Here is a 20,409-nt window from a genome sequence, read left to right on the forward strand (position 1 = left end):
ATAACACCGGGCTGTTTCTCCTACAACTGGACGAGCCTATGAAAGCCAAGGCTGATGTACCTTTCGCACCGCTGAACATTGCAGTGCTGACTGTCAGCGATACCCGCACACTGGAAACCGACACCTCAGGCCAGCTCTTTGTCGACCGCTTGACCGCTGCCGGTCATAACCTGGCAGCCCGGGTGTTGCTCAAAGATGACCTGTACAAAATTCGCGCGCAAGTCGCCAACTGGATTGCCGATGATGTCGTGCAGGTTGTGCTGATCACCGGCGGAACCGGTTTTACCGGGCGTGATAGCACGCCGGAAGCCGTCAGTTGCCTGCTGGACAAACAGGTTGATGGATTTGGTGAGCTGTTTCGCCAGATCTCGGTTGCCGATATCGGCACCTCGACCGTTCAGTCCCGGACGTTGGCCGGTCTGGCCAACGGCACGTTGGTTTGCTGCTTGCCGGGCTCGACCAATGCCGTGCGCACCGGTTGGGACGGCATACTGGCCGAGCAGCTGGATTCGCGGCATCGCCCGTGCAATTTCGTGCCTCACTTGAAACAGGCAGCGCCTTGTGAATCCCGTGGGTAAGCCTGGCAAGACTGGCAGCCTGATGCCCGTCGAGCTGGCGTTGGCACGCTTGCTGGAAATGGCCGAGGCCTCAAGGATTGTCGAGCGCGAACGCTTGCCGTTGGCACAGGTACAGGGGCGTGTACTGGCTGAAGACCTGGTGTCGACCCTTGATCTGCCACCCTGGCCCAACAGTGCCATGGATGGTTTTGCCTTGCGCATGGCTGACTGGACGGGAGAGCCGTTGGTGGTCAGTCAGAAGGTGTTTGCCGGCCAGGCCCCCGATCCGTTGCAGCCAGGAACCTGTGCGCGCATTTTCACCGGGGCGCCTGTTCCCGCCGGTGCCGATTGCGTCGAGATGCAGGAAAATGTCGAGGTTCAGGCGGATGAGCGAGTACGTTTCACTGAAACCTTGACCCAAGGTCAGAACATCCGTCCGCAAGGCCAGGAAACCACCGTCGGCGAGCTGATTCTGCCGGCAGGTACGCGGTTGGGGCCGATCGAGCAAGGATTGGCTGCCTCATTGGGGCGCGCTGAACTGGAGGTGGTTCGCAAGGTGCGAGTGGCTGTGCTGTCCACCGGCGACGAATTGATTGAGCCCGGGCAGACGTTGGGGCCGGGACAGATCTACAACAGCAACCGGGTGTTGTTGTGCAGCTGGTTGCAGCGTTTGGGGTGTGAGGTCGTCGACGCGGGCATTCTTCCTGACAATCTGCAAACCACTCGTTCCCGATTGGGTGAGTTGAAGGATGTCGACCTGATCCTCTCGACCGGTGGCGTATCGGTAGGGGAAGCCGATTTTCTGGGTATCGCCTTGCGCGAAGAGGGCGAATTGACGCTGTGGAAACTTGCCATCAAGCCCGGTAAACCGCTGACCTTCGGACATTTTCGCGGTGTGCCGGTGATTGGCTTGCCGGGCAATCCGGCATCGACCCTCGTGACTTTTGCATTGTTGACCAGGCCCTATCTCCTGCGCCGTCAGGGTGTAAAAGAAGTCGAGCCGCTGAAGGTGCAGGTGCCGGCCGGGTTTGACTGGCTCAAACCCGGTAATCGGCGTGAGTATTTGCGCGCACGGCTGGAAAACGGCAGGGCGACGATCTACAAAAACCAGAGTTCTGGCGTACTGCGTAGCGCCGCCTGGGCTGATGGATTGGTAGAAGTACTGGAAGGTCGCACGCTGGTTCAGGGCGATAGCGTTTTCTTCATTCCGCTGAGTGAAGTTCTGAGCTGATAGTTTCAGCGGCTGGTCACACAAAACCCGGTTGATTGAACCGGGTTTTGTGCTGAAGGCCACTCAATGCGCCAGAAGCAATGAAATAACCTGCTCGAAACGGCTGTTGGCGATCCAGCCAAGGAGGCCGAGGATCACGGCTGTTCCGCAGGCGGAATAGGCAAGCCTGTGCTTGATGGATTTGACGTCATCCAGGACTTCGTCCATGTCCCTGCGTAAGCTCTTGAGGTGTGTTTCCAGCTCGGTGACGCGAGGTTCCATATCAACTTCTCCCGTGGCTTTTGTTCTGTTGCGGTATTCAGCTCGAAGGCCTGCATTTTTATTATCTGTGAGCGGCAAGACCGAAATGGCCGGTGATCCGAGGTTTTGGCTTTGCATGGCACGTCCTTGTGGTGTCCTGCTCTAGCCCCCAAAAGTCTACCAATTCAGGTTTCCGGTCAATTGAGCCGATTCCTCACGTTTTGTAAGAAAAATCCTGCCGTGTGGGGGGGATCAAGACTGTCCGACTGGAAGTCATTCGTTTTCTTGCGACTTTTAACGGGGGGGCTTCTGGCGTCGACAGCATGTTTATTCGTGCGCGCCTGCCCTGGAAGGGGACAACTTGCGTTTCTCGGTTCGCCCGGCGGCGTTACTCGTGCATCTGCCTGAGGATTCGCCGCTGGTACGAACTAGTCGTCAAGGCTGATGATTTGTTCGCGCACGGCAAACAGCACCAGGCCGGCCACGTCGTAGATCTGCAGACGCTTCATGATCTGCGAACGGTGGGTTTCTACGGTCTTGACGCTCAGCCCCAGGCCATTTGCGATCTCTCGAGTGGATTTTCCGCGAACGATCAACCGCAGGATTTCCAGCTGACGTGCCGTCAGGTTGTGCGAGCCGGCAGGTTCGGGTGGGTGCTTCTGGTTTCGGGTCAGCGCCTGGGTGATCACCGTGTGGGCAATGGCCGGGCTCAGATAGCGCTCGTTGTTGCGCAAGGCCTCCAGCGCGTGCTCGAGTTCGGTCGCCGTGGTGTCCTTGAGCAGGTAGCCATGGGCTCCGGATTCCAGCGCCTGCATGATCAGGGCCGGGTCGGTGTGCATCGAGAGGATCAGGACCTTGCTCTGCGGGCGCACCCGCTTGAGTTGCTGCAAGGCTTCGAGGCCGCCGGTCTGGCGCATCGAAATATCCAGCAGGACAATATCCGGCGACAGCTGCCCGACCATTTCCAGCAACTGCGAGCCGTCACTGGCCTCACCGATGACGGCATAGCCCGGCAGATCCATTACCAGAGCGCGCACGCCAGCCCTGATCAGCGAGTGGTCATCCACCAGTAGTAAATTACAAGTCAATGCATAACCTTATTCGAACTGGCCCGTTCGAGCGCACGGGGCGCCCAGGGAAAAAGAGCTTCGATCTGGGTGCCTTTGCCCGGCTCGCTGGTCACGGTCAGCGTGCCGCCCAGTTGATCGATCCGTTCCGACATCCCGGCCATACCGCGTTGCCCTTCACGACCGGGGTCGGTTGCAGGCGCGAAGCCCTGACCGTCATCGCTGATTTGCAACTTCAGGCCTTGTGGCAGGCGCTGCAGGCATACCACCAGGTTCTTGGCCTGGGCATGTCGCAGGATGTTGGTGACCGCTTCCTGAGTGATACGGAAAGCCGCCACGGCCATTTCCTCCGGTATGCCGGTCAGGCGCTGCTGGCATTCCAGGCTCCAGTGCACCGAGGTGTTGGTCAGGGTCTTGAGCAGGTGCGCGCGCAGACTGGCCTCCAGCCCGAGGCTGGTCAACTGCCGGGGATTGAGAATGGCGGATACGTCACGAACTTTGGTCAGGGTTTCTTCCAGCGTGTCGCAGAGGACCGAGCATTGCTCCTGGAGTTCTTCGGGCATTCGGCGTTTGAGCCAGTCACTTTGCAGTTTTGCGGCGGTCAGCAATTGACCGATGTCGTCATGCAGTTCCCGGCTCAGCCGGTGACGCTCGTTTTCCTGAACCTGCAACAGCCGGTCGGCCAGTTCCTGGGGCTGGAATTTGATGGATTTGCGCGAGAGGCAGTACTGCACGGCCGCACTGGTCAGCGCCGCAACGTTGAGCACCAGCAATGACAGGGGCAACGGGATGGACAAGCCATAGGCCAAAAGACTGCCGAGCGTCGAGCAGGCGCATAACAACAGCGTGAATGTGCGTGCACTTTCTCGAGAAGGTGGCCACGTGGCGATTGACTTGAGGCTGGCGTGCATAGCGGATGGAGCCAATGGATGTTCGCTGCGGGCAGACCGGTCATGCTGACTGACAGGCCCCTGTTTTTTAATCTGGAGCGTCGACTTCAACGGGGTGTACTTTTTTGGAGAAATCAGCCCCAAACCGTCCGGCTGCAACCACACTGCCACTAATTGGCGTCAACTAACAGGCGGCATAGTAGCACTTAAGATACCGTTGGTCGCGTCCGCATATATGTCCGAAAAGTCAGGAGTCCAGTCGTTCGGCGATGGTTCCATAAAGGAACAAGTTGGTTGATGTGTTTGTTAAATGAGGTCGTTTATAGCGATGAGAAAATCAATTGCGACACGTGCGCACTCAAGTTACAGCGCGGTATTGATAACCGAAACACGCCATGGGGCATGGTTCGGCAAGTTCAGGCCTGTCGCTGCGAATAGGACACGAGGGTGAACGGCCTGGAGTTGACCGGTGGTTGAAACCGGCTTTGCCCGACCTGAAAGGCAAAGGCTTCGATCAGGGTGGCCTGTTCGCTGTCGTCGAGACTGAGCTGTCCGGTGGTCTGGTCGATGAGTTCGAGTTGCCAGGCAATCAGGGTCAGGCAGTCTTTCAGGGCGCCCAGTGCCTCGTCGTGCAGGCTCATGGTGTTCTGTGCGTGGTTCAGCAGGCCATGAATATGCAGGGAGAATTCAGACACGGTCGCCAACGCCAGGGCATCGGCCTTGTTGGCCAGCTTGAGTAGTGTGCTGAGCAGGCAGTCGATGGCGTCCTTGTCATTGCTGATCAGCTGCAGATGACTCAGGCATTCCTCGGTTTTAGCCAGGAGTGTTTCAGCCTCGACGAGGAATTCCGGGAGCCGCCGGGCCCACTCTTTACGGTCGTTCGGCATACTTATCTCCACAACGTCATGTCAAATGAGGGGATATCGAGTGTGTCGACGAGGGCGGTCGGGGCCCCGGCATTGTCGAGTCGTCGGGTGAACGAACTGCGGCTGGCTCGCAGGCAGGCCGGGGAACACGGGAGGGTGGTTGGCCACTTACTTGCGATCGCACACACAAGCCTGACTCCGTTCATGCAATGAGAATGGCGTCACATTAATGGCTATTGGATATTGCGAATATCAGGTTGCGCCTGATTGTTGATAGGGGAATCCCTTACACAGGGGAACCTTTCGAACGAACAAAGGTCGTGTGGCGCAGAAGTGCGGCGGATGTCATCACGGAGCCAGTAAAGCATGATGTTAATGTGACATCAATGGCCGAGCGTGGCATTTTAGAGAGGGTCAAGCTTCGGCAAAAACAGCCGATAACCTTCCTTGAGTGAATTCATCCGAACAAGACCAGGAGTCATTGATGGCCGGCATTCTCGACACGGTAGACCAACGCACGCAACTGGTGGGTGAGAATCGCCTGGAAATTCTCATGTTCCGGCTCGCCGGACGGCAATTGTTCGCGATCAACGTCTTTAAAGTACAGGAAGTCTTGCAACTGCCAAAGTTGACGCTGATGCCGCAGCGTCATCCTTTTGTGTGCGGCGTGGTCAACCTGCGTGGCCAGACCCTGCCAGTGATCGACCTGTCCCAGGCCATTGGTATGCGCCCGTTGGTGCCGGGGCCTGGCAGCACGATTATCGTCACCGAATACAACCGTTCGGTGCAGGCCTTCCTGGTCGGTGGTGTGGACCGGATCGTCAACATGAACTGGGAAGCCATCCTGCCGCCACCGAGCAGTGCCGGCCGCCAGCACTACCTGACGGCCATCAGCAAAGTCGATGATCAACTGGTGGAAATCATTGATGTCGAAAAGGTCCTGGCCGAAATCGTCCCGTACAACGCCAAAGTCTCCCGCGACAAGCTCGAAGATCCGGTACTGGAACGTGCCCGTGGCCGTGAGGTGCTGCTGGTGGATGATTCGAACGTGGCCCTGGCGCAATTGCGCGATACCCTGGGACAGCTCGGCGTGAAGATGCACATCGCCAGCGACGGGCTGAAGGCCTTGAACATGCTCAAGGCCTGGGCCGATACCGGCGTGGACATGACCGACAAACTGCTGATGGTCTTCACCGATGCGGAAATGCCGGAAATGGATGGCTATCGCCTGACCACCGAAATTCGCAACGATCCGCGCCTGCGCGGCTTGTACGTGGTGCTGCACACCTCTTTGTCCGGTAGTTTCAACGACTCGATGGTCAAAAAGGTCGGCTGCGACAATTTCCTCTCCAAATTCCAGCCGGACAAACTCGTCGACGTGGTGCGCCAGCGCCTGATGCTTGACGAAGTGCCGGCCTGATCAAGACCACGGTCAGTTTTTTTGCTCTTTGATTCGGTGATCAAGCTCGTATAGGGTGGCGTTTTGCCTAACAGGGAGCTGGCCATGTTGCGTCTGAGCGCGCTGTATCGTTATCCGTTGAAGTCCGCCAGGGGCGAGACGCTGCAACAGACCGGTCTCGATAAACTTGGGCTGGACGGCGATCGCCGCTGGATGCTGGTGGATGAGGCCAGCGGTCGTTTCCTGACCCAGCGTGCGGTGGCGCAGATGAGCCAGTTGTCGGCGTTGTGGAATGTCGAAGGTGGCTTGACCCTCAGTGCGCCCGGCCATTCGCCGATCGACATTGCCTTGCCAGGTAGCGATGCACAACTGCGAGGCGTGACGATCTGGCGCGATACCTTGCGAGTGCCCGATGCAGGCGATGAAGCTGGGGCCTGGGTCAGCCAGTTCATCGGCAAACCGACACGCCTGGTGCAAGTGCCGCTCGATCGGGCGCGGATGACGGAGGCTGGCTACGGCAAGGATGACGATCAGGTGGCGTTCGCCGATGGCTATCCGCTGTTGCTGATCGGCCAGGCTTCTCTCGAGGACCTGTCGCAACGGGTCGGGCGTCCGTTGGAGATGCTGCGTTTCCGGCCCAACCTGGTGATCGAAGGCAGTGCAGCGTTCGCCGAGGACGACTGGAAGCGTATCCGAATCGGCGAGGTCGAGTTCCGCGTGGTCAAGTCCTGTTCACGCTGCATCCTGACCACCATCGACCCGCAGACAGGGGAGCGCAGCGACGACCGCGAACCCTTGGCCACCTTGCAGAAATACCGTGCCCAGGCGGACGGCGCCATGTTCGGCCAGAACCTGGTCAACGACGGCAACGGTCGACTCGAAGTCGGCATGCCGGTGGAGATCCTCGAGTAACTTTGCGCCGCAATAAAAATGCCCGTGTCGAAAAACACGGGCATTTTTATTGCGGCGACTTTTTTTGGTTGAGGTCGCGCAGGTTTAGCCGCGGTATTCGCACAGGTAGGCAGTGTCGACGGCTACTTTCAGCTGGAACTTGCTGTTGGCCGGCACATTGAACTGGCTGCCGGCGGCGAAGGTTTCCCAGTCGCTGCTGTCCGGCAGCTTGACGGTCAGTGCACCGCTGACCACGTGCATGATTTCACGCTGGCTGGTGCCGAATTCGTACTCGCCCGGAGCCATGACGCCGATGGTCGCTGGACCTTCTGCGGTGCCAAAGGCGATCGACTTGACGGTGCCGTCGAAGTACTCGTTGACTTTAAACATGGGCGATTCCTCGAAAAGGGCTAAAAAGGGCCGGCCAGTATGCACAAGGCTCTTGGCGTCGTCACCTGTCTAAAGCGGCAGAACCAGCGGCAGCAGGCGTGCGGTATTGCGCGCATCTTCCAGCGCCCGGTGTTGCTGGCCGGTGAACTGCAAGCCGGCCAGTTGCAAGGCGCCGTTCAACCCCAGCGGACGTTCCAGGCGTCGGGCCTTGGCAAAGCGCTGTTTGAGGTTCATGTGCGGCACGTTGGCCAGCATGCTGGCGAGTCCCAGTTGCTGCCAATCCTGAAGCAATTGTTTGCGATCGTAATCGCCCCAACTGGCCCAGCCCTCAAGTCGTGTGTGGTGTTGGCCGAGCCAGCGTTCAAATGCCGGCCAGACTTCGCCCAGCGGTTGCGCGGCATCGATGTTGGCTTGGGTGATGTGTGTCAGCTCGCGGCAAAATGGCGTCAACAACGGCCGTCGCGAGGGCCGGACGAAACGCTGGAACTGGTCCAGTTCGCGTCCCTTGCGGTCCACCAGGGTGGCGCCGATTTCAATGATTTCCATATCCGTTACGGGCCAACCACCTTCATCGGTGGTGGCCTCCAGATCGATGACCAGCCAGTGAGGCATTGCAGGTTTCCTGGTATCCGCGTCCTGTAGGGTTTGAGCGTAGCCAAACCCGGCGGTTCCGCCTAGCGGCTTATTCGACCTCCAACAGAATCTGCCGGTTTTTTACCTGATCCCCGACTTTGACTTGCAGGCGTTTGAGCACACCGTCGATGCCCGATTTCAACGGGTGCTCCATTTTCATCGCCTCCAGTACCACCAGCAACTGGCCCTTGCTCACGGGGCTGCCTTCATTGACCAGGACGTCGACAATCGCCCCGTCCATCGGTGCCTTGAGGGTGCCGGAGCTGACACCGGCCTGGCCGGTCACCTGTGCCTGGGTGCGATCCTCAAACTGCAGGCTGCCTGGGCGGGTAAACAGCCAGAGCTGCCCGCCCTCCAGGCGATAAGCGTGGCGCTGACGGATGCCATCAATCTCAAGGGTGGCCCAGCGTCCGTCGTTGTGGATGATCTGCAGCGCGAGGTTGTGCCCGGCGACCTGAATGTGCAACGGCTCGCCGGGGATTGCCCGCAACGCTACCGGCCAATCCTGATCCTCAAGACCGATGCGATAGTGCAGCGGCACGCTGGCGTTGTTGCGCCAACCGCAAAGCGCGGCCGGATGAGCCTGCGCTGAGGCCTGATAGAAAAGGGCGGTGGCGATGGCCAGGTGATGCGCGCCCGGGGCATGGGATTGCAGGCAGGCATGCTCGGAAAAATGCTGCGCGATGAACCCGGTGCTGAAGTCCCCGCCGGCGAACTGCGGGTGTTCCAGCAGGCTGGCGAGCAAGCGCTGATTGCTTTGCACGCCCAGCAGCACGCTGTCTTGTACCGCCCGCAGCAATTTGCGTCGGGCTTGCTCGCGGGTGGCGCCGTGGGCGATGAGCTTGCCGAGCATCGGGTCGTAGAAGGGGCTGATGATCTGGCCTTCGATCAGGCCGTGGTCGATCCGCACGCCGTCCTGCAACCCCGGTTCCCAGGCCACGACGCGCCCGGTTTGCGGCAGAAAACCCCGAGCCGGATCTTCGGCATACAGGCGTACTTCCATGGCGTGCCCGTGGAGTTGCACCTGCTCCTGGCGCAAGGGCAGCGGCTGCCCTTCGGCGATGTTCAACTGCCAGGCCACCAGGTCCAGGCCGGTGATCAGTTCGGTCACCGGGTGCTCCACTTGCAGCCGGGTGTTCATCTCCAGGAAATAGAATTGCCCGCGTGCATCCAGCAAAAACTCCACCGTGCCCGCACCGACGTACTGCACCGCGCGCCCGGCCTTGAGCGCCGCTTCGCCCATGGCTTGCCGCAGTTCCGGCGTCATCACCGGGCAGGGTGCTTCCTCGATGACTTTCTGATGCCGGCGCTGCACCGAACAGTCGCGCTCGCCGAGGTAAATCAGGTTGCCATGCCGGTCACCGAACAGCTGAACCTCGACGTGACGGGGTTCGACCAATGCCTGTTCGAGAATCAGCTCGCCGCTGCCAAAACCGTTCAGGGCTTCGGAGCGTGCGGTGCGAATCTGTTCCAGCAAGTCGCTGGCGTTGTGCACCAGGCGCATGCCGCGTCCACCGCCCCCAGCGCTGGCCTTGATCATCAACGGATAGCCGATGCGCCCGGCTTCGCGGCTCAGGGTGGCGTCGTCCTGTTCGGCGCCTTGATAGCCTTTGATGCAGGGCACTCCGGCTTCGAGCATGGCGAGCTTCGACAGGCGCTTGCTGCCCATCAGTTCGATGGCCGCGGGGCTGGGGCCAATGAAGGTGATGCTGGCGTCCTGGCACGCAAGGGCAAACCCGGCGTTTTCCGAGAGGAAGCCGTAGCCCGGATGGATCGCATCCGCGCCCGTGCGCCGGGCCGCGTCGAGGATGGCCTGGACGTTCAAATAAGACTGGTGCACCGGGGCCGGACCGATGTTGACGGCCTCGTCGGCCATCTGCACGTGGAGTGCATCGGCGTCGGCGTCGCTGAACACGGCGACCGTGCGATAGCCCAGCGCCTGGGCCGTGCGCTGGATACGGCAGGCAATTTCACCGCGGTTGGCGATGAGGATTTTCTTGAGTCCGGGCATGGGTAGGTTCTCTGGTTTTTAGCGGTGTCTGGTCGGGCCTCTTCGCTGGCAAGCCAGCTCCTACAGGGATTGTGTGTGCATAAATCCACTGTAGGAGCTGGCTTGCCAGCGAAGCTTTTAAGAGGCCCACCCCGGTTTGCGTTTTTGCACGAAAGCCATCGCTCCCTCGACGCCTTCCGCCCCGGTCACCGCTTCGCTGAACCATTCGGCAGCCTGATCGAGCAGGGCATCCGAGGGCTGCCCAGCGCTCGCCAGCAAGAGTTTCTTGGTCATCGCATTCGCCTCGGGCGCACAACACAACACATGGGCCAACACCTCATCGAGACGCTCGGCCAGGGCCTGCGGATCATGCTCGACAAAATGCACCAGCCCCATGCGGCGCGCCTGGGTACCGTCGAAACGCGCCGCCGTCAGGGCCAGGCGCCGGGCCTGGGTCAAGCCGATGCGCTGCACCACGAAGGGTGCGATCTGCGCCGGTAGCAATCCGAGGCTGGTTTCCGGAAGGCCGAATTGCGCCTGGTGATCGGCCAGGGCGACATCGCTGACACAAGCCAGGCCGAGACCTCCTCCGAGCACCGCGCCCTGCAGTATCGTGATCACCACTTGCGGTGTGTTCTGCACCTCTTGCAGCAGCGCACCGAACAACCGATTCGAGTCGCGGTGTGCGCTCGAACCCTGAGTATGGGCGTTGGCCATATCCTTGAGATCGCCGCCAGCGCAAAAGTGACCGCCGGCACCGCCGATCACCAGCGCCCGGACGCCTCGGTCATCGCGCACGGCTGCCAGCACCGAGTGCAACTCGGCGACCATCTGCAAGCTCATCGCATTGCGGCATTCCGGGCGGTTGAGGGTGATGTGCAACACGCCGTTGTGCAGTTCCAGCAGTAAGGTCTGGCAAACCGGCAGGTTGTTCATTTCTTTTTCCCCGGCAGAATGCCCATGAGTTTGCAGATGATCCCCAGCATGATTTCGTCGGCGCCGCCGCCAATCGATACCAGCCTCACATCACGGTAGGCGCGGGCCACCGGGTTGTCCCACATGAAACCCATGCCGCCCCAATATTGCAGGCAACTGTCACTGACTTCGCGGCCCAGCCGCCCGGCCTTGAGCTTGGCCATGGAGGCCAGGCGCGTGACGTCCTGGCCTTTGATGTACTGCTCGGTGGCCTGATAGACCAGTGCCCGCAGGCATTCGATTTCGGTTTGCAGTTCCGCCAGGCGGAAGTGGATCACCTGATTGTCGATCAGCGCGTTGCCGAAGGTCTTGCGCTCCTTGCAGTATTCGATGGTGCTGTCGACACAGTACTCCAGGCCTTTGATCATGTTGGCCGCACCGAACAGGCGTTCCTCCTGGAACTGCAGCATCTGCATCATGAACCCCGCGCCTTCATGACCGATGCGGTTGCGCTGCGGTACGCGCACGTTGTCGAAAAACACCTGTGCGGTTTCCGAGCTGCGCATGCCGAGCTTGTCCAGGTGTGAACTCAAGCTGATGCCCGGCGTGTTCATTGGCACCATGATCAGCGACTTGTTGATGTGCGGCTTGTCGTCCGAAGTGTTGGCCAGCAGGCAGATGAAGTCGGCGCTCGGCGAGTTGGTGATCCACATTTTGCTGCCGTTGATCACGTAGTCGTCGCCGTCCTTGCGGGCGGTGGTTTTCAATCCGGCAACGTCAGAACCTGCGCCGACTTCGGAGACACCGATGCAGCCGACCTGCTCACCGGTGATGGCCGGGCGCAGGAATTCCTCGCGCAACTCATCGGAGCCGAACCGTGCCAGGGCCGGGGTGCACATGTCGGTCTGCACGCCGATGGACATCGGGATGCCGCCGCAATGAATGGTGCCGAACTCTTCGGCGGCGACGATCGAATAACTGTAGTCGAGCCCCATGCCACCGAATTTTTCCGGTTTGGAAATACCCAACAAGCCGAGGTCGCCAGCCTTGCGGAAGATGTCGTGGATGGGGAAGCGCCCGGCCTTTTCCCATTCCTCAACGTGCGGGTTGATCTCATGCTCGACGAACTGGCGAACGGTGCGGCGCAGTGCTTCGTGTTCCTGGGTGAAGATCATTTTTATTGTTCTCCTCTGATCGCCCTTAGAAGCGGGCTACGCCAAAACTGTTGGCTTGCAATGGCCGCACCTCGGCCTCGTGACAGATGTCCAGCAAGTAACCCAGCAAAGTCCGGGTATCGCGCGGGTCGATCAATCCGTCGTCCCATAGATTGGCGCTGCCGTAGAGCGCCGTGGACTGGCTGTCGAGTTTCTGCGCGGTGACCTGTTCGAGCATGTCGAGCATTTTCGGGTCGGGCACCAGGCCGTCCTTGGCCTGTTTGGCCTCGGTGACGATGCGCAGCACTTTGCCCGCTTGTGCACCGCCCATCACGGCGGTGCGGCTGTTGGGCCAGGCGAAGATGAAGCGCGGGTCGAGGCCGCGTCCGCACATCGCATAGTTGCCGGCGCCATAGGAGCCGCCAACCACGATGGTCAGCTTCGGCACCCGGGCGTTGGCCACTGCCTGGATCATCTTCGCGCCGTGTTTGATCACGCCTTGTTGTTCCGATTCGGTGCCGACCATGAACCCGGTGGTGTTATGGAAAAACAGCAGCGGCGTGCGGCTCTGGTCGCACAGCTGGATGAACTGGGCAGCCTTGCTCGCGCCTTTTGGCGTGATCGGGCCGTTGTTGCCGATGAAGCCACAGGCGCGCCCCTGAATTTTCAGGTGACCGCACACCGTCTGCTGATCGAACTCGCCTTTGAATTCAAGAAAGTTCGAAGCGTCGGCGAGACGGGCGATGATTTCGCGCACGTCGTAGGGTCTTTTCGGGTCATCCGGGATCAGGCCCAGCAGTTCGTCGATGGGGTAAAGCGGTTCTTCCCAATGCCGTTCGGGCTGGCGGGGCAACTGCTCGTTCCACGGCAGCAGGCTGACAATCTCGCGTACCTGACGCACACCATCGGCGTCGTTTTCAGCCAGGTATTCGGCGGTACCGGCGGTTTGTGCGTGCATCTCGGCGCCGCCCAGTTCTTCATCGGTGGCGACTTCGCCGGTGGCGGCCTTGAGCAACGGCGGGCCGGCGAGAAACAGCTTGGCCTTGCCGCGCACCACCACCACGTAATCCGACAGCCCCGGCTGATAGGCACCGCCCGCCGTGGCTGAGCCGTGCACCACGGTGATCTGCGGCAACCCCATGGCCGACATCCGTGCCTGATTGGCAAAGCTGCGCGCGCCTTCGACGAAAATCTCCGCCGCGTAATTGAGGTTGGCGCCGCCGCTTTCGGCGAGGGTGATCACCGGCAGTTTGTTTTCCATGGCGATCTGTTGCAGGCGCAGGGATTTCTTCAAACCGCTGGGGGAGATGGTTCCACCCCTGATCGCGCTGTTGTTCGCCACCACCAGCACCCGCACGCCGCAGACATAGCCGATGCCGGCGATCAAACCGCCACCGGCGCAGCTGCCGTCCTTGTCGTCGTGCAGCTTGTAGCCGGCCAGGCTCGCCAGTTCAAGAAACGGCGCGCCGGGGTCCAGCAGTAGATTAAGGCGATCACGGGGCAATAACTGACCGCGTTTTTCGAACCTGGGTTTGGCTTCGGCAGCCTTGTTCAGCAGGTTCTGTTCGAGCACGCGAACCTGCTCGATGGCGTTCAGCATCGCCGCGCGGTTCCGGGTGAACGGCTCGCTGTGGGGATCGAGCAACGACTGAATCACCGGCATGGGTTATTCCTTGTCCTTCAACACGTCTGGTACGTAGGCGCGGTGAAAGCCGTTATACGACTCGCTGTTGGTCGCCTTGTGAATCGGCCAGGCGCGCCCGCCAAGGCTGGCGGCGCCGTCGATGCGCAAGGTGGCGCCGCTGACGAACGTCGCTGCCGGGCTGAGCAGGAATACAATCGCCGCGCTGACTTCCGATTCGGTGCCGATGCGCTTGAGCGGTACGTGTTCGCGCAACGTCGGAATCGCCGCCTTGAAGGCGCCTTCGTAGGTGTCCATGCCACTGGAGGCAATCCAGCCCGGTGCCACGGCGTTGACCCGCACCCCGGCATGACCCCATTCGTACGCGGCGGTCTTGGTCAGGTTGTCCATGCCCGAACGTGCCGCGCCGGAGTGGCCCATACCGGGCATGCCGCCCCACATGTCGGCGAGCATGTTGACGATCGCGCCGCCGTGCTTGCTCATGGACTGGTTGAACACTTCCCGGGCCATCAGGAAACCGCCCACCAGATTGGTGCGCATCACGGTTTCAAACCCCTTCTGATTGATCGAGGCCAGGGGCGAGGGGTACTGCCCGCCCGCATTATTGACCAGGCCATGAATGGGGCCATGCTTGCGAATCAATTCGCTGACCAGGTGCTCCACCGGTTCTTCCTCGCGGATGTCGCAAACCGCCCAATCGGCCTTGCCGCCGTCTTCGGCGATCTCTGCCGCAACGGTTTTGAGCTTGTCGGCCTTGCGCCCGACCAGCAGCACATGGGCGCCGAGGGCCGCCAGTTCGTGGGCGGTGCAGCGGCCGATGCCACTGCCACCACCGGTGACGATGATGTTTTTGCCGGCAAACAAATCGGCTTTGAAAATCGAATCGTAGGCCATGGCGGCAATCCTCTAGGTGAACTGGTCGGCGATGCGCTGCGGCACCGGAATCTGGATTTCCAGCAGTTGCTGGGCGAAGGCTTTACCTTGCGGATCGATTCGCAAGCTGGCGACACCGCCGCCGCCGAGGGCGTTTTCCAGCAGGAAATTCAGGCTGTGGCTGGCGGGCAAGTACCAGCGTTCGACTCGCCCGTGGATGGGATCGAGAACGTGGCCCATCCAGTCGACGATCACTTCCGGGGTCAAGGCTTCGGCGATCCATGGCAGGAACCCGGGCTCGCGGGCCATGACGCCGATGTTGCCGTGGTTGCCCTTGTCGCCGGAACGAGCGACCGCCAGTTTGACCAGGGCCACGCTGGCGTCGGCCAGGCCCGTCGGTTTCGGTGGCGCGAGCGGGGCCGGCAGGTCCAGCGGGTCGAGCACATCGAGGGCGGGCAGGGCACACCGGTGGCGCTGGCCCATGCAATCAATGTCCAGCGTGCAGGCGGTTTTGTCGATCAGGAACGAGAACAGCCTGATCAGCGGATACACCGTCGGCCGGCCACCGACAATGCCGGTCAGCCCCGGCGCCATGCCGGTGGCGGCCTGGGCGATTTCCCGGGAGAACACGATCAAGGCCTGCTTGTCCGGATGGCGTACCGCGAGTTTGATCACCACTTCGCGGGTGTCCTGACGCTGGCCGTGGGGGCCGTAGGTGGCCTCGCTGCCCAGTAACTCGATACTCACGTCGCTGTAGGGCGCCCAGCCACGCAGGCGGAACATTTCCGAGGTCTTGTTGATGATCGCATCGCTGACCCGCCGCGCCTTGTCGACGGCATCGATACCGGCGATCAGGCAACTGGCGGTGCAGCGGAAACCATCGGGGCAGGTGGCGCTGACCTTGTATTGAGCGGTCGGCGGCAAGCCTTTGGCGCCGTGCACCTGCACCGCGTTCCTGCCTTGTTGCAGCAGTTTGACCTGAGTGAAATCGCACACCACATCGGGCAGCAGATACGCCCGGGGGTCACCGATTTCGTACAACATCTGCTCGCCCACCGTCAGTGGCGTGACCAGCCCGCCGGTACCTTCGGGTTTGCTGACGATGAACTGGCTGTCGGCGCTGACTTCGACGATGGGAAAGCCGATGTGTTCGTAGTCGGGGACGTCGCGCCAATCCGTGAAGTTGCCGCCGGTGCATTGGGCGCCGCATTCGATGATGTGCCCGGCCAATGCCGCCTGGGCGAGCTTGTCGTAGTCGTGCCACGACCAGCCGAACTCATGCACCAGCGCAGCGCTGACCACCGCACTGTCGACCACGCGCCCGGTGATCACGATGTCCGCCCCCAGGCGCAGGGCTTCGACGATACCGGGTGCGCCGAGGTAGGCATTGGTCGAGATGCACATCGATGGCAGGGGCGCGCCGCTGAACATTTCATGAATGCCCAGGTTGCCCAGCTGCTTGAATTGCGGCTGCAAGTCATCGCCCAGCAGCACGGCGATCTTCAGGGCCACCCCGGCCTTGTCGCAGGCCGCTTGCAGGGCGGCGGCGCAGGCTTGGGGATTGACCCCGCCGGCATTGCTGATGACCCGGATGTTCTGCTGTGCGAGTTGCGGCAGCAAGGGCGCGAGCACTTCGATGAAGTCGCCCGCATAGCCGGCCTGGGGATCTTTCATCCGTGCGCCGGCCATGATCGACAAGGTGATTTCGGCCAGATAATCGAAGACCAGATAGTCCAGATGCCCGTGTTCCACAAGTTGCGCGGCAGCGGTCGAGGTATCGCCCCAGAAGGCGCTGGCGCAACCGATGCGAATTGATTTAGGTGCAGTCCATTCCATAGCCACCTCCAACCGAAGTGCGTCGACATTACCAAGCAAGCGCTTGGTTTGTAAATGACTTGGTTATCTTCTGCCCAAGCGCTTGCTTGGTTGCATCCATGAGCTTAAATTGCCCGCGCAACTCCGGTGTTTTCGGGGGATCGGCGTTATTGATAGATCGACTGTAGGAGATAACGGGTGGACGAGCAAAAAGCCCTGAGGGTCATGCGTGAATTGGTGGACGACGGCCAATTGACCGACCCGGACAGCGCCCGTGGCAAGCTGCTGCAAGTCGCGGCCCACCTGTTCCGCAATAAAGGCTATGAACGCACGACCGTGCGCGATCTGGCTGGCGCCGTGGGTATTCAGTCCGGGAGCATTTTCCACCACTTCAAAAGCAAGGACGAAATCCTGCGCGCCGTGATGGAGGAAACCATACGCTACAACACCGCGTTGATGCGTGCGGCCGTCGCCGAGGCCGGCAATGTGCGCGAGCGGGTGCTGGCGCTGATCCGCTGTGAATTGCAGTCGATCATGGGCGGCAGCGGCGAGGCCATGGCCGTGCTGGTCTACGAATGGCGCTCGCTGTCCGAAGAGGGCCAGGCCAAAGTCCTGGCGCTGCGCGATATCTACGAAGACATCTGGCTGCAAGTACTGGGCGAAGCCAAGACCGCCGGGTTTATCCGCGGCGATGTGTTCATCACTCGGCGGTTCCTGACCGGCGCATTGTCCTGGACCACCACCTGGTTTCGCGCCGACGGCAACATGAGCCTCGATCAGTTGGCTGATGAAGCGTTGATTCTGGTGCTGGAAGACCGGCAATAAAGTTGTATTGGCCAGCATTAAACTGGCTAACTGGACGAAACCGCCTAGCTTGAATGCATTGATGCCGTTTTATTGGGGAGTGGGGTTGTTTTGATGGATTCGCCAATTCGGACAGCCTCGCAGCTTTTGCTGGCGATGCTTGCAGCGTCAACGGTGATGCCGTCCCAGGCTGCGCAACTGGTGCGCATTGGTGCCGCGCACTTTCCGCCCTATACCGTGCGCCCGGAATCCGGGGCCGATACCGGGTTGCTGCCGCAACTGGTCGAGGCTCTGAATGCGTCGCAAACTGACTACCAGTTTGTCCTGGTGCCCACCTCCATTCCCCGGCGCTTCGGTGACTTCAAGCAGGGCCGGGTCGATATGGCCATCTTCGAAAATCCGGCCTGGGGTTGGGAAGACATTCCCCATACTGCCGTCGACATGGGGCTGGAAGACGCCGAGATTTTTGTCGCGCAACGCCTGCCCGATCGACAGCAAAGCTATTTTGCCGACCTGAGCGGCAAGCGTCTGGCGTTGTTCAGTGGCTATCACTACGAGTTCGCCAATTTCAATGCCGACCCCCAGTACCTCGCGAAAAACTACAACGCCACGCTGACCTATTCCCACGACAGCAATCTGCTGATGGTGTTACGCGACCGGGCCGACATTGCCCTGGTCACGCGCTCTTATCTGTTCGACTACTTGTTACGCAATAAAAAAGTCGCTGACGAGTTGCTGGTGTCCCAGCGCGTTGACCAGATTTATCATCACTACGCCATTCTCCGTCCGACCGCGCCCATCACTGGTGAGGCCTTCGGCAAGTTGTTGCAAGGCTTGCGGGACAACGGCCAGATGCTGAAGATTTTCGATCCGTACAAGATTGCGTTGGTGCCGATCCCGCACAACAAACCGGCGCCACAACTCGCCAATTGACGGTCTTTTGCTAAATTTCCTGCCACGGCTCACGTCACTTCGTTGAACTGTCGACGACTATCGTGAGCCCGACCCATGTCCAATCTGAATGACCTGACTGCCCTGTGTCTGCCGACAGGCAGTCGTCTTGCCGCTGATGAAACCGATTGCCGCCTGAGCTTGAGCCTGGAAGGGCAACCGCTGCCCGCCCTGTGGCTGACTCGTGGCCCAGAGTTGCACGTGCAACTGGAGGAGCGTTTCAGTCGCCCTGAAGGGCAGGCATTGTGGGCGGCCTGTTACTGGCTGTTCGCTCGCGACCCCGACTGTCAGCGCCTGGTCTGGCAACTGCAAGACGTGCCAACCGAAGCCTTGTTCAGCGGCCTGCTGATTGCGACTCACGTCAGCGGCCAGTATCTCTGCGAGCGCACTTTGTTCTGGCAGTTGCCGCAGCCGTGGCTGGGGCATTCATTGACCGGCAGGTACCCGCAGCAAATGCTCATGACCGACGGCAAGCGTCATCCACGGCGGCCGGTCAAACCTGGTGGTGAAGTGTATCGACGCTTCGATGCACGACTGGGCGCCTGGGTTTCCCTGCGTACCGTGGAAATCGAGCAAGACCTGGCACGCTTCAACCGCTGGCAAAACAACCCGCGGGTCGCGAGTTCCTGGCAGGAGGAGGGCAGCCTCCAACAGCATCGCCAATACCTGAGCAAACTCGTAGCCGACCCGCACACCCTGACGTTGATCGGGTGTTTCGACGATCAGCCGTTCGCTTACTTCGAAGCCTACTGGGCCAGGGAAGATCGCATCGCACCGTTCTATGAGGCAGGCGATTACGACCGTGGCATCCACATGCTGGTGGGCGAAGAAAACTACCGCGGTCCGCACAAGGTGGCGAGCTGGTTATCGGCGCTGGTGCATTACCTGTTTCTCGATGATCCGCGCACGCAGCGGGTGGTGGCCGAACCGCGTGCCGATAACGCGAAGATGATCGGGTACATGCAGGCGCAGCGCTTTCACTGCGAGAAAGAGTTCGACTTCCCGCACAAGCGCGCGGCGTTGATGGTGTTGGGGCGGGAGCGGTTTTTTGATCGTTGCAGGCTGACCTGAGGCTTGAGGCTCAAGATCTTTGGCGGTCTTGAGTGCCTCTTCGCGAGCAAGTCGAATCGTCGCACCGCCGCTCCCACATTTTCCCTGTGTTCGCAGGACCCTGTGGGGGCGAGCTTGCTCGCGATGGGAGCGCTGCAGATCTCGGATCTTAGTGGCGAGCAGCCGTATCCCCACGCTTGCCCGACACCTTGCGGCAGTGCACCAGCGCATCCCGGATCATGAAGTTCACCAGGGTCGGCGAGACGCCGAGCTCCTTGGCGATGTCTTTTTGCGGTACGCCATGCAGGCGATACATCTCGAAGGCGTAGCGGGTGCGGCTCGGCAGCTCGGTCAACGCATCGGCAATGTGCTCGAGTGTCGAGAAATTGATGTGCGAAGTTTCCGGTGACGCACCCTGGATCACCACATTCAGCCCTTCCTCTTCAGGACCGGAATACTTCTGTTCCAGCGCCTGCTTGCGGTAGTGGTCGATCGCCAGGTTGCGCACGATCTGGAACAGGTAGCTCAGCTGAGCCTTGATCGAACTGGTGATGGGTGGGGCCGATTGCAACCGGAAGAATGCGTCCTGCACAACATCTTCGGCACGTGAGCGGCAACCGGTAATTCGGGCGGCGATCTTCACCAGAATCAATCGATTGTCGACGAATGCCTGAAGTAGCGGTGTATCGCACCTGCTTGTGGATACTGGTTCCATCATGGAAATCACCCTGCTGCCAAAAGGTTAGTGGGACGGTGGACAAACCGGGGGAACCGTCCTACAGATCGAGCGACAAATTAGGCTTAATGATAATTATTGTCAAATGAGAAAAATAACTAATTCGTCGCAACGGTGCAGAGTGAGAGCGGCGACACGCTGACTCACTTCAGTGCGCCTTGTGTTCCTGTCGACGCCTAATTATTTCAAGACGTCATCCGTTCTCATTGGTGAATGGAACAGCGCAATTCTCATAACCCTGTAGGAGCGAGCTTGCTCGCGATGGGCTCATTGGCGCCGCGTTTCTCCAATGACAACGCGTCATTGTTAACGTCC

At 60.3% G+C, this 20,409-nt stretch carries 20 protein-coding genes and 1 pseudogene; 8 read left to right on the plus strand and 13 right to left on the minus strand.

The window, feature by feature from the left end; all coding sequences use genetic code 11:
• Positions 1-38: 38 nt before the first annotated feature.
• Together moaB and glp are read left to right on the plus strand one after the other, a co-directional pair.
• Positions 39-578: a molybdenum cofactor biosynthesis protein B gene (gene moaB / locus KW849_RS03810; protein WP_218427756.1), complete on the plus strand. Its 540-nt coding sequence runs from the start codon at positions 39-41 to the stop codon at positions 576-578.
• Entirely contained in the window at positions 562-1,788 is a 1,227-nt protein-coding gene (gene glp, locus KW849_RS03815) for a gephyrin-like molybdotransferase Glp (RefSeq protein ID WP_218427758.1), read from the plus strand. The genes moaB and glp overlap by 17 nt, the downstream gene beginning before the upstream one ends.
• A 63-nt stretch (positions 1,789-1,851) precedes the next feature.
• Here glp and KW849_RS31235 read toward each other — a convergent pair whose 3' ends face one another.
• Positions 1,852-2,166: a hypothetical protein gene (locus KW849_RS31235; protein ID WP_256357026.1), complete on the minus strand. Its 315-nt coding sequence runs from the start codon at positions 2,164-2,166 to the stop codon at positions 1,852-1,854.
• Between the two features lie 131 nt (positions 2,167-2,297).
• Here KW849_RS31235 and KW849_RS31760 point away from each other — a divergent pair.
• Positions 2,298-2,473: pseudogene (locus KW849_RS31760) on the plus strand (lipid kinase YegS); the annotation flags it as partial.
• On the opposite strand, the gene KW849_RS03825 reads toward KW849_RS31760, so the two are convergent.
• The 3 genes from KW849_RS03825 to KW849_RS03835 form a co-directional block, all read right to left on the minus strand.
• Entirely contained in the window at positions 2,457-3,116 is a 660-nt protein-coding gene (locus tag KW849_RS03825) for a response regulator transcription factor (RefSeq protein WP_218427760.1), read from the minus strand. The pseudogene KW849_RS31760 and the gene KW849_RS03825 sit on opposite strands and share 17 nt — an antisense overlap.
• Positions 3,113-4,006, minus strand: a complete 894-nt coding sequence (locus KW849_RS03830; protein ID WP_218427887.1) for a sensor histidine kinase — start codon at positions 4,004-4,006, stop codon at positions 3,113-3,115. The genes KW849_RS03825 and KW849_RS03830 overlap by 4 nt, the downstream gene beginning before the upstream one ends.
• Before the next feature lie 395 nt (positions 4,007-4,401).
• The gene (locus tag KW849_RS03835; RefSeq protein ID WP_218427762.1) at positions 4,402-4,872 is read right to left on the minus strand and encodes a hypothetical protein; all 471 of its coding nucleotides are present in this window, start codon (positions 4,870-4,872) and stop codon (positions 4,402-4,404) included.
• A 463-nt stretch (positions 4,873-5,335) separates the two neighbouring features.
• Between KW849_RS03835 and KW849_RS03840 the strand changes: the two genes are divergently transcribed.
• A complete protein-coding gene (locus KW849_RS03840; RefSeq protein WP_218427764.1) occupies positions 5,336-6,271 on the plus strand; it encodes a chemotaxis protein CheV in 936 nt (311 codons plus the stop codon).
• Positions 6,272-6,355: 84 nt separating this feature from the next.
• Entirely contained in the window at positions 6,356-7,162 is an 807-nt protein-coding gene (locus KW849_RS03845) for an MOSC domain-containing protein (RefSeq protein ID WP_218427766.1), read from the plus strand.
• Positions 7,163-7,246: 84 nt separating this feature from the next.
• On the opposite strand, the gene KW849_RS03850 is transcribed toward KW849_RS03845, so the two are convergent.
• The 8 genes from KW849_RS03850 to KW849_RS03885 all read right to left on the minus strand — a co-directional run bounded on the left by KW849_RS03850 (position 7,247) and on the right by KW849_RS03885 (position 16,574).
• Positions 7,247-7,531, minus strand: coding sequence for a pyrimidine/purine nucleoside phosphorylase (locus KW849_RS03850; protein ID WP_007940055.1), 285 nt, complete (start codon positions 7,529-7,531; stop codon positions 7,247-7,249).
• Between the two features lie 69 nt (positions 7,532-7,600).
• Positions 7,601-8,143, minus strand: a complete 543-nt coding sequence (locus KW849_RS03855) for an exonuclease domain-containing protein (protein WP_108219604.1) — start codon at positions 8,141-8,143, stop codon at positions 7,601-7,603.
• A 70-nt stretch (positions 8,144-8,213) separates the two neighbouring features.
• Entirely contained in the window at positions 8,214-10,175 is a 1,962-nt protein-coding gene (locus KW849_RS03860) for an acetyl/propionyl/methylcrotonyl-CoA carboxylase subunit alpha (protein WP_218427769.1), read from the minus strand.
• A 117-nt stretch (positions 10,176-10,292) separates the two neighbouring features.
• Positions 10,293-11,090 carry an enoyl-CoA hydratase/isomerase family protein gene (locus KW849_RS03865; RefSeq protein WP_218427771.1) on the minus strand — a complete coding sequence of 266 codons (798 nt, stop codon included), beginning with the start codon at positions 11,088-11,090 and terminating at the stop codon, positions 10,293-10,295.
• Complete coding sequence (gene atuD / locus KW849_RS03870; protein WP_218427774.1) at positions 11,087-12,244, minus strand: citronellyl-CoA dehydrogenase; 1,158 nt, start codon at positions 12,242-12,244, stop codon at positions 11,087-11,089. Before atuD ends, KW849_RS03865 begins: the two co-directional genes overlap by 4 nt.
• A 25-nt stretch (positions 12,245-12,269) precedes the next feature.
• Positions 12,270-13,886, minus strand: coding sequence for a geranyl-CoA carboxylase subunit beta (gene atuC, locus KW849_RS03875; RefSeq protein ID WP_218427777.1), 1,617 nt, complete (start codon positions 13,884-13,886; stop codon positions 12,270-12,272).
• Positions 13,887-13,889: 3 nt separating this feature from the next.
• Complete coding sequence (locus tag KW849_RS03880; protein WP_218427779.1) at positions 13,890-14,759, minus strand: SDR family oxidoreductase; 870 nt, start codon at positions 14,757-14,759, stop codon at positions 13,890-13,892.
• 12 nt (positions 14,760-14,771) lie between these two features.
• The gene (locus tag KW849_RS03885) at positions 14,772-16,574 is read right to left on the minus strand and encodes an acyclic terpene utilization AtuA family protein (RefSeq protein ID WP_218427781.1); all 1,803 of its coding nucleotides are present in this window, start codon (positions 16,572-16,574) and stop codon (positions 14,772-14,774) included.
• A gap of 177 nt (positions 16,575-16,751) precedes the next feature.
• Between KW849_RS03885 and KW849_RS03890 the strand changes: the two genes are divergently transcribed.
• The 3 genes from KW849_RS03890 (at position 16,752) to KW849_RS03900 (ending at position 19,379) form a co-directional block, all read left to right on the plus strand.
• Positions 16,752-17,378: a TetR/AcrR family transcriptional regulator gene (locus tag KW849_RS03890; protein WP_108219597.1), complete on the plus strand. Its 627-nt coding sequence runs from the start codon at positions 16,752-16,754 to the stop codon at positions 17,376-17,378.
• A gap of 93 nt (positions 17,379-17,471) precedes the next feature.
• A complete protein-coding gene (locus KW849_RS03895) occupies positions 17,472-18,290 on the plus strand; it encodes an ABC transporter substrate-binding protein (protein ID WP_218427783.1) in 819 nt (272 codons plus the stop codon).
• 75 nt (positions 18,291-18,365) lie between these two features.
• Positions 18,366-19,379, plus strand: a complete 1,014-nt coding sequence (locus KW849_RS03900) for a GNAT family N-acetyltransferase (RefSeq protein WP_218427785.1) — start codon at positions 18,366-18,368, stop codon at positions 19,377-19,379.
• 148 nt (positions 19,380-19,527) lie between these two features.
• Here KW849_RS03900 and KW849_RS03905 read toward each other — a convergent pair whose 3' ends face one another.
• Positions 19,528-20,076: an RNA polymerase factor sigma-70 gene (locus KW849_RS03905; RefSeq protein WP_218427787.1), complete on the minus strand. Its 549-nt coding sequence runs from the start codon at positions 20,074-20,076 to the stop codon at positions 19,528-19,530.
• Positions 20,077-20,409 lie beyond the last annotated feature (333 nt).

This window comes from Pseudomonas sp. PDM26, from assembly GCF_019219185.1.
Taxonomy (GTDB): Bacteria; Pseudomonadota; Gammaproteobacteria; order Pseudomonadales; family Pseudomonadaceae; genus Aquipseudomonas.